Genomic DNA, 14,561 nt, shown 5'->3' on the forward strand with positions numbered 1-14,561 from the left:
GCCCCGCCGGAACTGCTCCGGCGGGGCCCTTCGTCTGCAAAGGAAACGTCAACTCCGGTCAGGCTTAGGAATCTTGACGCCAATCGGTGTGTTCTTGTGATGCGCGGGACACCCCCTCGGACCTCGGCGCGTTGTACAACGTAAGCTGTACCGGTGCCGAAACGCGGCAAGTGGGGCGATAGTGCGCGACACCCTTCGACAGGGCCACCGCGCGGACGGCTGGGCGGCGTGTCCGAAATAGTGTGTATTGGGTCGGCAGTGTAGAACGGGAGATGTGACGGCGATGGCTACGGAAACTCCCCAGCTCAACGCAGCACGTGCCGTCCCCGCCCCGGGCAGCCCGCGGTGACGGGATCCGGCACGGCGCGCGCCGGCGCCGCGGAGCGCGGCACGCTCGACAAGGCCGCGGACGAGAACTTCCCCGTGGCGCCCTTCTTCCTGCCCCGCGCCTGGCGCACCGACCTCATGGCCGTCTACGGTTTCGCCCGCCTCGTCGACGACATCGGCGACGGAGACCTCGCCCGCGGCGGGGCCGACGCGGAGCTGCTCGGCGTGTCGCCGCGGGACGCCGAGGACCGGCTGGTCCTCCTGGATGCCTTCGAGGCCGACCTGCGCCGCGTCTTCGACGGCATCCCGCGCCACCCCCTGCTGCGCCGCCTCCAGCCCACCGTGCACCTGCGCTCGCTCACCCCCGAGCCGTTCCTCGGACTGATCGCCGCCAACCGCCAGGACCAACTCGTCGGACGCTATGAGACCTACGACGACCTCCTCGCCTACTGCGAACTGTCCGCCAACCCCGTCGGCCGGCTCGTCCTCGCCGTCACCGGCACCGCCACCCCGGAGCGGATCCGCCGCTCCGACGCGATCTGCACGGCCCTGCAGATCGTCGAACACCTCCAGGACGTGGCCGAGGACCTCGGCCGCGACCGCATCTACCTGCCCGCCGCGGACATGAAGCGCTTTCACGTCCAGGAGGCGGATCTCGCCACGGACACCGCGAGCGCGTCGGTGCGCGCACTGGTCGCGTACGAAGCGCAACGCGCCCGCGACCTCCTGAATGAAGGCGCCCCCTTGATGGGTAGCGTCCACGGCAGACTCAAGCTGCTGCTCGCGGGGTTCGTGGCGGGGGGAAGGGCGGCGATCCGAGCGATCACCGCCGCCGAATTCGATGTACTTCCCGGTCCGCCCAAGCCCGGCAAGCTCCGGTTGCTGCGCGAGGTGGGCCTGACTCTGCGAGGAGAGGGGTGATCCGGACCGTGGAGTCCGCACCGGACCTGTCCGCACCGGTACTCGCCGCCTACAGCTACTGCGAGGCCGTCACCGGACAGCAGGCCCGTAACTTCGCGTACGGCATCAGACTGCTGCCCACACCCAAGCGCCGGGCGATGTCGGCGCTCTACGCGTTCTCCCGGCGTGTCGACGACATCGGCGACGGCGCGCTGGGCGACGACGTCAAGGCCGCGCGGCTGGAGGACACCAGGGCGCTGCTCACCCGGATCCGCGAGGACGAGGTCGACGAGGACGACACCGACCCGGTCGCCGTCGCCCTCACCCACGCCGCCCGTGCCTTCCCGATCCCGCTGGGCGGCCTGGACGAACTCATCGACGGCGTGCTGATGGACGTACGCGGTGAGGCCTACGAGACCTGGGACGACCTGAAGGTGTACTGCCGCTGCGTGGCCGGCGCGATCGGGCGGCTCTCGCTCGGGGTGTTCGGCACCGAGCCGGGGGCGCGCGGCGCCGAGCGCGCGCCGGAGTATGCCGACACGCTCGGCCTCGCGCTGCAACTCACCAACATCCTCAGGGACATCCGTGAGGACGCCGAGGGCGGCCGTACCTATCTGCCCGCCGACGACCTCGCCAAGTTCGGCTGCTCGGCAGGGTTCCACGGGCCGACGCCACCGGAGGGCTCCGACTTCGCCGGCCTCGTGCACTTCGAGGTACGCCGGGCCCGCGCCCTCTTCGCGGAGGGCTACCGGCTGCTGCCCATGCTCGACCGGCGCAGCGGCGCCTGTGTCGCCGCCATGGCCGGCATCTACCGCCGTCTCCTCGACCGCATCGAACGTCACCCCGAGGCCGTCCTGCGCGGCCGGGTCTCACTGCCCGGCCGCGAGAAGGCCTACGTCGCCGTACGCGGGCTGTCCGGCCTGGACACCCGGCATGTCTCCCGGCAGACCGTCAGGAGGCGCGTGTGAAGAGCGCCCTGCGCCAGGGCGACGCCGGCGCCGAACCGTGCCGAGGTCGCCATAGCGGCGTCCGGCGTCGGGGCGGCCCTGCCCGGGGCTCGCACCGCGGCGGCCCGGCCGGGGCCGAACCGTGCCGAGACCACCGCACCGGTGTCCCGTGCCGAGGCGGCTGCGCCGCGGTACCGCACGGCGCGGGCCCGGTTGGCGCCGGGCCGGGTTGCCATGGCGGAGTCCTGTGCCGGCGCGGTTCCACCGAGGCCTCGCACGGCGCCGGGCCGATCGGCGCCGAGCCGGGTTGTCATGACGGAGTCCTGTGCCGGCGCGGTTCCACCGAGGCCTCGCACGGCGCCGGGCCGATCGGCGCCGAGCCGGGCCCCGGTCACCGCACCGGCGTCCCGGCCCGACGTACCTCCGCCGACGCCCCGCGCCCCGCGGGCCCGGTCGGCGGCATCCGGCACGCAACCCTCCGGCACGGCGCGGCGTCCCTGACTGCGACGGGTCGCCGCGCACGTTCGTCGCGGCTCGACGGGTCCGCAGGGGAGGGCGCACGATGACCGACGGCACGCGGCCCGACGGGCTGCACCCGGACACCTCCGGAGACGGTGTCCAGGAGCGCGGTACGCGTGGTGGGCGGCACGCCGTCGTCATCGGTGGCGGGCTCGCCGGCATCACCGCCGCGCTCGCGCTCGCCGACGCCGGTGTGCGCGTCACCCTGCTCGAAGGCCGGCCGCGACTGGGCGGCCTCGCCTTCTCCTTCCAGCGCGGCGAACTCACCGTCGACAACGGCCAGCACGTCTACCTGCGTTGCTGCACCGCGTACCGCTGGTTCCTCGACCGGATCGAGGGCACGGCGCTGGCACCGCTGCAGGACCGCCTCGACGTCCCCGTCCTCGACGTCACCAAGCCCGAGGGGCGGCGCCTTGGCAGACTGCGGCGCGACGCGCTCCCCGTGCCCCTGCACCTGGGCCGCAGCCTCGCCACGTATCCGCATCTCTCGCTCGCCGAACGCGCCAAGGTCGGCCGTGCCGCGCTCGCGCTCAAGGGGCTCGACCTCGCCGATCCGGCCCTGGACGCACAGGACTTCGGCAGCTGGCTGACCGCGCACGGTCAGTCGGCACGCGCCGTCGAGGCCTTGTGGGACCTGGTCGGGGTCGCCACCCTCAACGCGGTCGCGGGCGACGCCTCACTGGGGCTCGCCGCGATGGTGTTCAAGACCGGTCTGCTGTCCGACCCGGGCGCGGCCGACATCGGCTGGGCGCGGGTCCCGCTGGGTGAACTGCACGACCGGCTGGCCCGCAAGGCGCTCGACTCCGCCGGTGTGCGCACCGAAGTCCGTACACGAGTCACCTCCATCTCCTATGACGAGAACGGGACATGGAGCGTTCAGGTTCCCGGCGAGACACTGCGCGCGGACGCGGTCGTGCTCGCCGTACCGCAGCGCGAGGCGCACGGACTGCTGCCCGACGGAGCCCTCGACGCGCCCGAACACCTGCTGGAGATCGGCACCGCGCCGATCCTCAACGTGCACGTCGTCTACGACCGCACGGTGCTCGCGCGGCCCTTCTTCACCGCCCTCGGCACGCCCGTGCAGTGGGTCTTCGACCGCACCGAGGCGTCGGGCCTGCGCGAGGGCCAGTACCTCGCCCTGTCGCAGTCGGCCGCCCAGGACGAGATCGAGGAGCCCGTCGCCGTGCTGCGCGAGCGCTACCTCCCCGAACTCGAGCGGTTGCTGCCCGGCGCGCGCGGTGCCGAGGTGCGGGACTTCTTCGTGACCCGGGAGCGGACGGCAACGTTCGCCCCCACCCCCGGCGTCGGACGGCTCAGGCCCGGCGCCCGTACCAAGGCCCCCGGCCTCTACCTGGCCGGAGCGTGGACCGCCACCGGGTGGCCCGCGACCATGGAGAGCGCGGTCCGCAGCGGTGTGAGCGCGGCGGACGCCGCGCTGAACGCCCTGGGCCGCCCCCGCCCCCGCCACCTCTTCGACTTCGAGGAGGCGGCCTGATGATCGAACAGCACGGCTCGGCAGGTCGACGCACCTCCGGTACCGCAACAAGAGGAGAGACTGTGCCCACTGTGCCCCCGGCCCCGACGGCCGATCGGAGGACCGCGGTCGACGTGACCGCGTTGCTGGAGCGCGGGCGGACCCTTGCCACACCGGTCCTGAAATCGGCCGTCGATCGTCTGGCGCCCCCCATGGACACGGTGGCCGCCTACCACTTCGGCTGGATCGACGCCGCCGGGAACCCGGCGTCCGGTGACGGCGGCAAGGCCGTGCGCCCCGCCCTGGCCTTGCTGTCCGCGGAGGTCACCGGAGCCGCCCCCGAGGTCGGCGTGCCCGGAGCGGTCGCCGTCGAACTGGTCCACAACTTCTCGCTCCTGCACGACGACCTGATGGACGGCGACGAGCAGCGCCGCCACCGCGACACCGTCTGGAAGGTGCACGGCCCCGCCCAGGCGATCCTCGTCGGCGACGCCCTGTTCGCACTGGCCAACGAGGTCCTGCTGGAACTCGGCACGGTGGAGGCCGGCCGGGCCACCCGCCGCCTCACCACCGCCACCCGCGCCCTGATCGACGGCCAGGCGCAGGACATCTCCTACGAGCACCGCGACCGCGTCAGCGTCGAGGAGTGCCTGGAGATGGAGGGCAACAAGACCGGTGCCCTGCTCGCCTGCGCCAGCTCCATCGGCGCCGTACTCGGCGGCGCCGACGAGCGCACCGCCGACACGCTGGAGAAGTACGGCTACCACCTCGGCCTCGCCTTCCAGGCCGTCGACGACCTCCTCGGCATCTGGGGCGACCCCGAGGCCACCGGCAAGCAGACCTGGAGCGACCTGCGCCAGCGCAAGAAGTCCCTGCCGGTCGTGGCCGCGCTCGCGGCAAGCGGCAGCGCCTCCGAACGGCTCGGCGAGATGCTCGCCGACGACGCCAAGAGCAGTGACTTCGAGAACTTTTCCGAGGAGGAATTCGCGGCCCGCGCCGCCCTCATCGAGGAGGCCGGCGGCCGCGAATGGACCGCCGAGGAAGCACGTCGTCAGCACACCATCGCCATCGAAGCACTCGACGCCGTCGACATGCCCGACCCCGTGCGGGCCCGGTTCACTGCGCTCGCGGACTTCGTCGTCGTACGAAAGAGATGATCACTATCGGTCGAATACTCCTCGCGTAGTCGCCGGCCGGTGACGCGGACAGCCGCGCACCGGCCGACGGCGGACCCACAGCAGACAGCACCACTTGCACACTGCACGAAGGGGAAGCCATGACAGCGACGACCGACGGAAGCACCGGGGCCCTGCCGCCCCGCGCTGCCGCGGCCAGCGAAACCGACAGCACCGTTCCCGAGGCGGCCGGGATCCACGAAGCCGCCGCGCGCGCGGTCCGGCGCGCCACCGACTTCCTGCTCGCCCGGCAGGACGCCGAGGGCTGGTGGAAGGGCGACCTCGAGACGAACGTCACGATGGACGCCGAGGACCTGCTGCTCCGTCAGTTCCTGGGCATTCGCGACGAGTCGACCACCCGGGCCGCCGCACTCTTCGTCCGCGGCGAACAGCGCGAGGACGGCACCTGGGCCTCCTTCTACGGCGGGCCCGGCGAACTCTCCACCACCATCGAGGCGTACGTCGCCCTGCGCCTGGCCGGCGACGCGCCCGACGACCCGCACATGGCGAAGGCCTCGGCCTGGATCCGCGACCGGGGAGGCATCGCCGCGGCCCGTGTCTTCACCCGGATCTGGCTGGCCCTGTTCGGCTGGTGGAAGTGGGAGGACCTGCCCGAACTCCCGCCCGAGCTCATCTACTTCCCGAAGTGGATGCCGCTCAACATCTACGACTTCGGCTGCTGGGCCCGGCAGACCATCGTGCCGCTCACCATCGTCTCCGCGAAGCGCCCGGTCCGGCCCGCGCCCTTCCCTCTGGACGAGCTGCACACCGACCCGGCCCACCCCAACCCGATCAAGCCCCTGGCACCGGTCGCCAGTTGGGACGGCGCCTTCCAGCGCCTCGACAAGGCGCTGCACGCCCTGCGCAAGGTGGCCCCCCGCAGACTGCGCAGGGCCGCGATGAACACCGCGGCCCGCTGGATCATCGAACGCCAGGAGAACGACGGCTGCTGGGGCGGCATCCAGCCCCCGGCCGTGTACTCCCTCATCGCGCTGCACCTGCTCGGCTACGACCTCCAACACCCCGTGATGCGGGAGGGACTCGCTTCACTCGACCGGTTCGCCGTCTGGCGCGAGGACGGGGCGCGGATGGTCGAGGCCTGCCAGTCGCCGGTGTGGGACACCTGCCTGGCGACCATCGCGCTCGTCGACGCCGGGGTGCCCGCCGACCACCCCCAACTCGTCAAGGCCGCGGACTGGATGCTCGGCGAGGAGATCGTCCGGCCCGGCGACTGGGCCGTCAAACGCCCCCAACTGCCTCCCGGTGGCTGGGCGTTCGAGTTCCACAACGACAACTACCCCGACATCGACGACACCGCCGAGGTCGCCCTCGCGCTGCGCCGCGTCAAGCATCCGGACCAGGACAGTGTCGACCGGGCCATCGGGCGCGGGGTGCGCTGGAACCTCGGCATGCAGTCGAAGAACGGCGCGTGGGGCGCGTTCGACGTCGACAACACCAGCCCGTTCCCCAACCGGCTGCCGTTCTGCGACTTCGGGGAGGTCATCGACCCGCCGTCCGCGGACGTCACCGCGCACGTCGTGGAGATGCTCGCCGTCGAGGGCCTCGCCCGCGATCCGCGCACCCGGCGCGGCATCGACTGGCTGCTCGCCGAACAGGAGCCGGACGGTTCGTGGTTCGGGCGCTGGGGCGTCAACTACGTCTACGGCACCGGGTCGGTGGTGCCCGCCCTGACCGCCGCCGGACTGCCCGGCTCGCATCCGGCGATCCGGCGGGCGGTGGCCTGGCTGGAGCGCGTCCAGAACGACGACGGCGGCTGGGGCGAGGACCTGCGCTCCTACCGGCATGCCGAGGAGTGGAGCGGCCGGGGTGCCTCGACCGCGTCCCAGACGGCCTGGGCGCTGATGGCGCTGCTGGCGGCGGGGGAGCGGGACTCCGCAGTCGTCGAGCGGGGCGTCGCCTGGCTCGCGGAGACCCAGCGGGCGGACGGCTCCTGGGACGAGCCCCACTTCACCGGCACCGGCTTCCCGTGGGACTTCTCCATCAACTACCACCTCTACCGCCAGGTCTTCCCCCTCACCGCGCTCGGCCGCTATCTGCACGGGGAACCGTTCGCCGACCGGCACATCGGCACCGGGCAGCAGAACACGACCGGACAGCCGCTCGCCGAGGCCAAGGGGAGCTGATGACCGCCAAGCCCGCTCCGGCCCCGCTGCTGATCGCCTGCGCGCTCGGCATCGAGCACCTCGCGCTGCGCATGGGTGACCGTAGCGGGGCCGGCGGGCCGGTCACCGTCCTGCGCACGGGTATGGGCCCCCGGGCGGCCGAACGCTCCGTCGGCCGGGTGCTCGCCGACCCGGCGCTCAGCGAGGCCGCCGTGCTGGCCACCGGCTTCTGTGCGGGACTCGCCCCCGGCATGCACCCCGGGGACCTGGTCGTCGCCGAGGAGACCCGCGAGCCCCGCGGACACGTGCCCTGCGTGGCGACCGAGCTGCTCGTGAAGGAACTGGTGCGTACCCTGCCCGGGCGTACCGTCCACACCGGCCCGCTGACGGGCTCCGACCACGTCGTGCGCGGACACGAACGGTCCGCCCTGCGCGCGACCGGCGCGATCGCGGTCGACATGGAGTCCGCCGCCACGCTCCTGAGCGCCGTGCATGTGGGCGAGCGCCCGGTTGCGGCCGTCCGGGTGGTCGTGGACGCTCCAGAACATGAACTCGTCCGGATCGGCACGGTGCGCGGTGGAATATCAGCCTTCCGCGTCCTTCGCTCCGTCCTGCCTACTTTCTTCGAATGGCACCGTAATGTGCTGCTCCCCCGGAGGTGAGCCCCATGGCCATGCCGCTGCGCCAGTCCATCAAGGTCGCTACATACCTGGCCGAACAGAAACTGCGTAAGCGGGAGAAGTTCCCGCTGATCGTGGAGCTCGAACCACTCTTCGCCTGCAACCTGAAGTGCGAGGGCTGCGGCAAGATCCAGCACCCGGCGGGAGTGCTGAAGCAGCGCATGCCCGTGGCCCAGGCCGTCGGCGCGGTGCTCGAATCCGGGGCCCCGATGGTGTCCATCGCCGGCGGCGAACCCCTGATGCACCCTCAGATCGACGAAATCGTGCGCCAGTTGGTGGCCAAGCGGAAGTACGTCTTCCTCTGCACCAACGCCATGCTGCTGCGCAAGAAGATGGACAAGTTCAAGCCCTCCCCGTATTTCGCCTTCGCCGTGCACATCGACGGGCTGCGCGAGCGGCACGACGAGTCCGTGGCGAAGGAGGGGGTGTTCGACGAGGCGGTGGCGGCCATCAAGGAGGCCAAGCGGCGCGGCTTCCGGGTGACCACCAACTCGACCTTCTTCAACACCGACACCCCGCAGACGGTCGTCGAGGTGCTCAACTTCCTCAACGACGAGCTGAAGGTCGACGAGATGATGATCTCGCCCGCCTATGCCTACGAGAAGGCACCCGACCAGGAGCACTTCCTGGGCGTGGAGCAGACCCGTGAGCTGTTCAAGAAGGCCTTCTCGGGAGGCAACCGGCTGCGCTGGCGGCTCAACCACTCCCCGCTCTTCCTGGACTTCCTGGAGGGCAAGGTCGACTTCCCGTGCACCGCGTGGGCGATCCCGAACTACTCCCTCTTCGGCTGGCAGCGGCCCTGCTACCTGATGAGCGACGGGTACGTGCCGACGTACCGCGAGCTCATCGAGGACACCGACTGGGACAAGTACGGCCGGGGCAAGGACCCGCGTTGCGCCAACTGCATGGCGCACTGCGGTTACGAACCCACCGCCGTCCTCGCCACCATGGGCTCCCTCAAGGAGTCCCTGCGGGCCATGCGCGAGACCGTCTCCGGAAACCGCGAGTGACGTCGTGACGGCCGTCCCCCTGGGCGTTCCCGAGGTACCGGTCCGGCCGATCGCCGAGCGACGCCTGTCGCGGCGGATCCAGGTCGGGCCGGTGGCCGTCGGGGGCGGGGCCCCCGTGTCGGTGCAGTCGATGGCGACGACCCGTACGTCGGACATCGGCGCCACGTTGCAGCAGATCGCCGAACTCACCGCGTCCGGCTGCCAGATCGTCCGGGTCGCCTGCCCGACGCAGGACGACGCGGACGCCCTCGCGACCATCGCCCGCAAGTCGCAGATCCCGGTGATCGCCGACATCCACTTCCAGCCGAAGTACGTGTTCGCGGCGATCGAGGCGGGCTGTGCGGCCGTACGGGTGAATCCCGGCAACATCAAGCAGTTCGACGACCGGGTGAAGGAGATCGCGCGCGCCGCCACGGACCACGGCACCCCGATCCGCATCGGTGTCAACGCCGGATCGCTGGACCGGCGGCTGCTGCAGAAGTACGGCAGGGCGACCCCGGAGGCCCTCGTCGAGTCGGCGCTGTGGGAGGCGTCCCTCTTCGAGGAGCACGACTTCCGGGACATCAAGATCTCCGTCAAGCACAACGACCCGGTCGTGATGATCGAGGCGTACCGGCAGCTCGCCGCCCAGTGCGACTACCCGCTCCACCTCGGTGTGACGGAGGCGGGCCCGGCCTTCCAGGGCACCATCAAGTCCGCGGTGGCCTTCGGCGCGCTGCTGAGCGAGGGCATCGGCGACACCATCCGGGTGTCGCTGTCCGCGCCGCCCGCCGAGGAGGTCAAGGTCGGCATCCAGATCCTCGAGTCCCTGGGGCTCAGGCAGCGACGGCTGGAGATCGTCTCCTGTCCGTCCTGCGGGCGCGCCCAGGTCGACGTCTACAAGCTGGCCGACGAGGTCACCGCGGGCCTGGAGGGTATGGAGGTCCCGCTGCGGGTCGCGGTCATGGGGTGCGTGGTCAACGGCCCCGGCGAGGCGCGGGAGGCGGATCTGGGGGTCGCCTCCGGCAACGGCAAGGGCCAGATCTTCGTCAAGGGCGAGGTCATCAAGACCGTACCCGAGTCGAAGATCGTGGAGACCCTCATCGAGGAGGCGATGAGGATCGCCGAACAGATGGAGCAGGGCGGCGCCGCGTCGGGCGAACCGACCGTCACCGTGAGTTGAACGGCACGGACCGAGAGGGGGCCCGAGCGTGACGATTCTGGAGAACATCCGGCAACCACGCGACCTGAAGGCGCTGTCCGAGGCGGAACTCGGTGAACTGTCCGAGGAAATCAGGGAGTTCCTGGTGCACGCGGTCGCCAGAACCGGCGGCCACCTGGGCCCCAACCTGGGTGTGGTGGAACTGACCATCGCGCTCCACCGGGTCTTCGAGTCGCCGGTCGACCGCATCCTGTGGGACACCGGCCACCAGAGCTACGTCCACAAACTCCTGACCGGGCGTCAGGACTTCTCCAAGCTGCGCGGCAAGGGCGGCCTGTCCGGCTATCCCTCCCGGGAGGAGTCCGAGCACGACGTCATCGAGAACAGCCACGCCTCCACCGCGCTCGGCTGGGCCGACGGACTGGCCAAGGCCCGTCAGGTGCAGGGCGAGAAGGGGCACGTCGTCGCGGTGATCGGCGACGGTGCGCTCACCGGCGGCATGGCCTGGGAGGCGCTCAACAACATCGCGGCCGCCAGGGACCGCCCGCTGATCATCGTCGTCAACGACAACGAACGCTCCTACGCGCCGACCATCGGCGGCCTCGCCAACCACCTGGCCACCCTGCGCACCACGGACAGCTACGAGAGGGTCCTGGCCTGGGGCAAGGACGCGCTGCTGCGGACCCCCCTGGTGGGCGGCACGCTGTACGAGTCGCTGCACGGCGCGAAGAAGGGCTTCAAGGACGCCTTCGCCCCGCAGGGCATGTTCGAGGACCTCGGCCTGAAGTACGTCGGCCCGATCGACGGCCACGACATCAAGGCCGTGGAGTCGGCGCTGCGCCGCGCCAAGCGCTTCCACGGGCCGGTCCTCGTGCACTGCCTCACCGAGAAGGGGCGTGGCTACGAGCCCGCCCTCGCCCACGAGGAGGACCACTTCCACGCCGTCGGCGCCATGGACCCGCTCACCTGCGCGCCGCTCGTCCCCGCCGGCGGGCCGTCCTGGACGTCGGTGTTCGGCGACGAGATCGTCAGGATCGGCGAGGAGCGCGACGACGTCGTGGCGATCACGGCCGCCATGCTGCACCCGGTGGGCCTCGGCGCCTTCGCCGAACGCTTCCCGGACCGGGTGTGGGACGTGGGCATCGCCGAGCAGCACGCGGCGGTGAGCGCGGCCGGGCTCGCGACCGGCGGACTGCACCCCGTCGTCGCCGTCTACGCCACCTTCCTCAACCGGGCCTTCGACCAGCTGCTCATGGATGTCGCCCTGCACCGCTGCGGGGTCACCTTCGTGCTGGACCGGGCCGGAGTGACCGGCGTCGACGGCGCGTCCCACAACGGCATGTGGGACATGTCGGTCCTCCAGGTCGTGCCGGGCCTGCGGATCGCCGCCCCGCGCGACGCCGAGCGACTGCGCGCGCAACTGCGCGAGGCCGTCGCGGTGGACGACGCGCCGACCCTGGTCCGCTTCCCGAAGGAGTCGGTGGGGCCGGAGATCCCGGCGATCGACCACGTCGGCGGCATGGACGTACTGCACCGCGCTCAGCGGCCCGAGGTGCTGCTCGTCGCGGTCGGCGTGATGGCGCCGGTCTGCCTCCAGGCCGCCGACCTGCTTCAGGCGCGCGGGATCGGCTGCACCGTCGTCGACCCCCGCTGGGTCAAACCCGTCGACCCGGCTCTGCCGGGCCTCGCCGCCCGGCACCGGCTGGTGGCCGTCGTCGAGGACAACAGCCGCGCGGCCGGCGTGGGCTCCGCCGTCGCGCTCGCGCTCGGCGACGCCGAGATCGACGTGCCCGTACGGCGGTTCGGCATCCCGGAGCAGTTCCTCGCGCACGCCAAGCGTGGCGAGGTGCTGGCCGACATCGGCCTCACACCCGTCGAGGTCGCCGGCCGGATCAGCGCGAGCCTGGCCACGCAGGACGCCGGCCGGGCCGTCGAGGACGAGCCGTCCAAGGAGAAACAGGAATGACAACCGCCAAATCCGCGTCGCAGTCGTCGGGCCCGGCCGGGGACTTCGACCTCGGCGCCCTGCTCGCCGCGCGCGGGGCCGAGCGCTATGAGCTGCACGCCAAGCACCTCAATCACCAGCTCCCGCGCATGCTGCACACCATCGGCTTCGACAAGGTCTACGAGCGCGGCGAGGGCGCCTACTTCTGGGACGCGGACGGCGACGACTACCTCGACATGCTCGCCGGGTTCGGGGTGATGGGCCTCGGCCGCCACCACCCCGTCGTCCGCAAGGCGCTGCACGACGTCCTCGACGCGCAGCTCGCCGACCTCACCCGCTTCGACTGTCAGCCGCTGCCCGGGCTGCTCGCCGAGCGGCTGCTCACCCACAGCCCCTACCTGGACCGGGTGTTCTTCGGCAACAGCGGCACGGAGGCGGTCGAGACGGCGCTGAAGTTCGCCCGGTACGCCACCGCCAAGCCCCGGATCCTGTACTGCTACCACGCCTTCCACGGGCTGACCACGGGCTCGCTGTCCGTCAACGGCGAGTCCGGCTTCCGTGACGGCTTCGCACCCCTGCTGCCCGACACAGCCGTCCCGCTCGGCGACCTCGACGCACTGGCGAAGGAACTCAAGAAGGGCGACGTGGCCGCCCTGGTCGTCGAACCGATCCAGGGGAAGGGCGTCCTCGAGGCCCCGCCCGGCTACCTGCGCGCCGCGCAGGAACTGCTGCACCGGCACAAGGCGCTGCTGATCGCCGACGAGGTGCAGACCGGGCTCGGCCGCACCGGCGACTTCTACGCCCACCAGCACGAGGACGGCGTGGAGCCGGACCTGGTGTGCGTGGCCAAGGCGCTCTCCGGCGGCTATGTCCCGGTCGGCGCCACGCTCGGCAAGGACTGGATCTTCAAGAAGGTCTACTCGTCGATGGACCGGGTGCTGGTCCACTCGGCGAGCTTCGGATCCAACGCGCAGGCCATGGCGGCGGGTCTCGCCGTGCTGTCGGTCATGGAGAACGAGCAGGTCGTCGCCAACGCGCGAATGACGGGCGATCGCCTGAAGTCCCGTCTCGCGGCGCTGGTCGACAAGTACGAGCTGCTCGCCGATGTCCGCGGCCGGGGCCTGATGATCGGGATCGAGTTCGGCAGGCCGAAGTCGCTGAAGCTGCGCAGCCGCTGGACGATGCTGCAGGCCGCCCGCAAGGGGCTCTTCGCCCAGATGGTGGTCGTCCCGCTGCTCCAGCGGCACAGGATCCTGACCCAGGTCTCCGGCGACCACCTGGAGGTCATCAAACTGATCCCGCCGCTCATCATCGGCGAGCGCGAGGTGGACCGGTTCGTCGACGCCTTCACGGAGGTGATGGACGACGCGCACAGTGGGGGCGGACTGATGTGGGACTTCGGCAAGACATTGATCAAGCAGGCGGTGGCGAACCGATAGGCGCCGCCGGGCCCGCCGCTGCGGCCGGCCTGCCCCCCTCAAACGGAGTTTGCCTCTGAGGCAAGAGATTTGCCTCTGAGGCAAGCACCCGGCTCAATGGAGGCATGACCTCCTCCGAACCCGAGCCCACCGAGCCCGGCCCTGGAGCCGAGGCCGGTGCCGGCGGACCCGGCGTCGAAGCCGTCGTCGCTCCCCAACTGCGCGCCCTGCGCCGACGGGCCTCCCTCACCCTGGAGGCCGCGGCCCGGGCCGCCGGGCTGTCGCCCGCTCACCTCTCCCGGCTGGAGACCGGGCAGCGCCAGCCCTCCCTGCCCATGCTGCTCGCGCTCGCCCGCATCTACGGTACGACCGTTTCGGACCTGCTGGGTGAGAGCGCCGCCGACCGGGACGCCGTCGTCCGCGCCGCCGACATGGAGCCGACGGCGGCGGGCGGGTGGACGTACTGGCAGGCCGGTGCCCCCGGGCGCGGTATGCAGGCGCTGCGCGTCCATGTGCCGTACGGCTCGCAGGGTGACATCGTGCGGGTGCACCCCGGGGAGGAGTGGCTGCACGTCCTCAAGGGGCGGCTGCTGCTGCGCCTCGGCGACACCGCGCACCGGCTCGGGCCCGGGGACAGCGCGCACTTCGACTCGCTGACCCCGCACCGCATCGCCGCCCAGGACCCCGACGGGGTCGAGCTCCTCTTCGTCCACACGCTGCTGCAGAGCCCCACGACGACGCTCTGCCTGGGTTCACTTTCCGGAGACACACATGAGTGACATCGAGCAGAAGTTCCCCCGCGCCCTCTGGGTCCGGCTGATCATCTACATCGCCGTGGGACACGCCCTCGCGGCCTTCATCTGGCTGCTGTTCGAGGCGGGGGCCCGGCAGTAGGAGGGGTG

The 14,561-nt window shown here is 71.4% G+C and carries 13 protein-coding genes; all 13 read left to right on the plus strand.

The genetic code is table 11. From position 1 onward, the window contains the following. Positions 1–345: 345 nt before the first annotated feature. Positions 346–1,248: a squalene synthase HpnC gene (hpnC, locus tag IG99_RS13645; RefSeq protein ID WP_037673403.1), complete on the plus strand. Its 903-nt coding sequence runs from the start codon at positions 346–348 to the stop codon at positions 1,246–1,248. Then, a complete protein-coding gene (gene hpnD, locus IG99_RS13650) occupies positions 1,245–2,195 on the plus strand; it encodes a presqualene diphosphate synthase HpnD (protein WP_037673406.1) in 951 nt (316 codons plus the stop codon). The genes hpnC and hpnD overlap by 4 nt, the downstream gene beginning before the upstream one ends. Continuing rightward, positions 2,192–2,740, plus strand: a complete 549-nt coding sequence (locus tag IG99_RS51995; protein ID WP_394298009.1) for a DUF6380 family protein — start codon at positions 2,192–2,194, stop codon at positions 2,738–2,740. Before hpnD ends, IG99_RS51995 begins: the two co-directional genes overlap by 4 nt. Then, the gene (hpnE, locus tag IG99_RS13655; protein WP_037673408.1) at positions 2,737–4,188 is read left to right on the plus strand and encodes a hydroxysqualene dehydroxylase HpnE; all 1,452 of its coding nucleotides are present in this window, start codon (positions 2,737–2,739) and stop codon (positions 4,186–4,188) included. Before IG99_RS51995 ends, hpnE begins: the two co-directional genes overlap by 4 nt. A gap of 71 nt (positions 4,189–4,259) precedes the next feature. Continuing rightward, positions 4,260–5,324: a polyprenyl synthetase family protein gene (locus IG99_RS13660; protein WP_078947691.1), complete on the plus strand. Its 1,065-nt coding sequence runs from the start codon at positions 4,260–4,262 to the stop codon at positions 5,322–5,324. A 119-nt stretch (positions 5,325–5,443) separates the two neighbouring features. Further along, positions 5,444–7,486, plus strand: coding sequence for a squalene--hopene cyclase (gene shc, locus IG99_RS13665; protein ID WP_037673412.1), 2,043 nt, complete (start codon positions 5,444–5,446; stop codon positions 7,484–7,486). Then, positions 7,486–8,127 (plus strand): phosphorylase family protein, encoded by a 642-nt coding sequence (locus IG99_RS13670; RefSeq protein ID WP_037673413.1) that lies wholly within the window; start codon positions 7,486–7,488, stop codon positions 8,125–8,127. The genes shc and IG99_RS13670 overlap by 1 nt, the downstream gene beginning before the upstream one ends. 5 nt (positions 8,128–8,132) lie before the next feature. After that, positions 8,133–9,155 carry an adenosyl-hopene transferase HpnH gene (gene hpnH / locus IG99_RS13675; protein WP_037673416.1) on the plus strand — a complete coding sequence of 341 codons (1,023 nt, stop codon included), beginning with the start codon at positions 8,133–8,135 and terminating at the stop codon, positions 9,153–9,155. A 4-nt stretch (positions 9,156–9,159) separates the two neighbouring features. Then, the gene (gene ispG, locus IG99_RS13680; RefSeq protein ID WP_037673418.1) at positions 9,160–10,317 is read left to right on the plus strand and encodes a flavodoxin-dependent (E)-4-hydroxy-3-methylbut-2-enyl-diphosphate synthase; all 1,158 of its coding nucleotides are present in this window, start codon (positions 9,160–9,162) and stop codon (positions 10,315–10,317) included. A gap of 28 nt (positions 10,318–10,345) precedes the next feature. After that, positions 10,346–12,262 carry a 1-deoxy-D-xylulose-5-phosphate synthase gene (gene dxs / locus IG99_RS13685; protein ID WP_037673420.1) on the plus strand — a complete coding sequence of 639 codons (1,917 nt, stop codon included), beginning with the start codon at positions 10,346–10,348 and terminating at the stop codon, positions 12,260–12,262. Next, positions 12,259–13,680, plus strand: a complete 1,422-nt coding sequence (locus IG99_RS13690) for an aspartate aminotransferase family protein (protein ID WP_037673423.1) — start codon at positions 12,259–12,261, stop codon at positions 13,678–13,680. Before dxs ends, IG99_RS13690 begins: the two co-directional genes overlap by 4 nt. A gap of 104 nt (positions 13,681–13,784) precedes the next feature. Then, on the plus strand, positions 13,785–14,438 hold the full coding sequence (locus IG99_RS13695) for a helix-turn-helix domain-containing protein (protein ID WP_037673426.1): 654 nt from the start codon (positions 13,785–13,787) through the stop codon (positions 14,436–14,438). Next, positions 14,431–14,553 carry a DUF6126 family protein gene (locus IG99_RS13700; RefSeq protein WP_037673429.1) on the plus strand — a complete coding sequence of 41 codons (123 nt, stop codon included), beginning with the start codon at positions 14,431–14,433 and terminating at the stop codon, positions 14,551–14,553. The genes IG99_RS13695 and IG99_RS13700 overlap by 8 nt, the downstream gene beginning before the upstream one ends. Positions 14,554–14,561 lie beyond the last annotated feature (8 nt).

Source organism: Streptomyces griseus subsp. griseus (assembly GCF_000720255.1).
Classification (GTDB): Bacteria; Actinomycetota; Actinomycetes; order Streptomycetales; family Streptomycetaceae; genus Streptomyces; species Streptomyces griseus_I.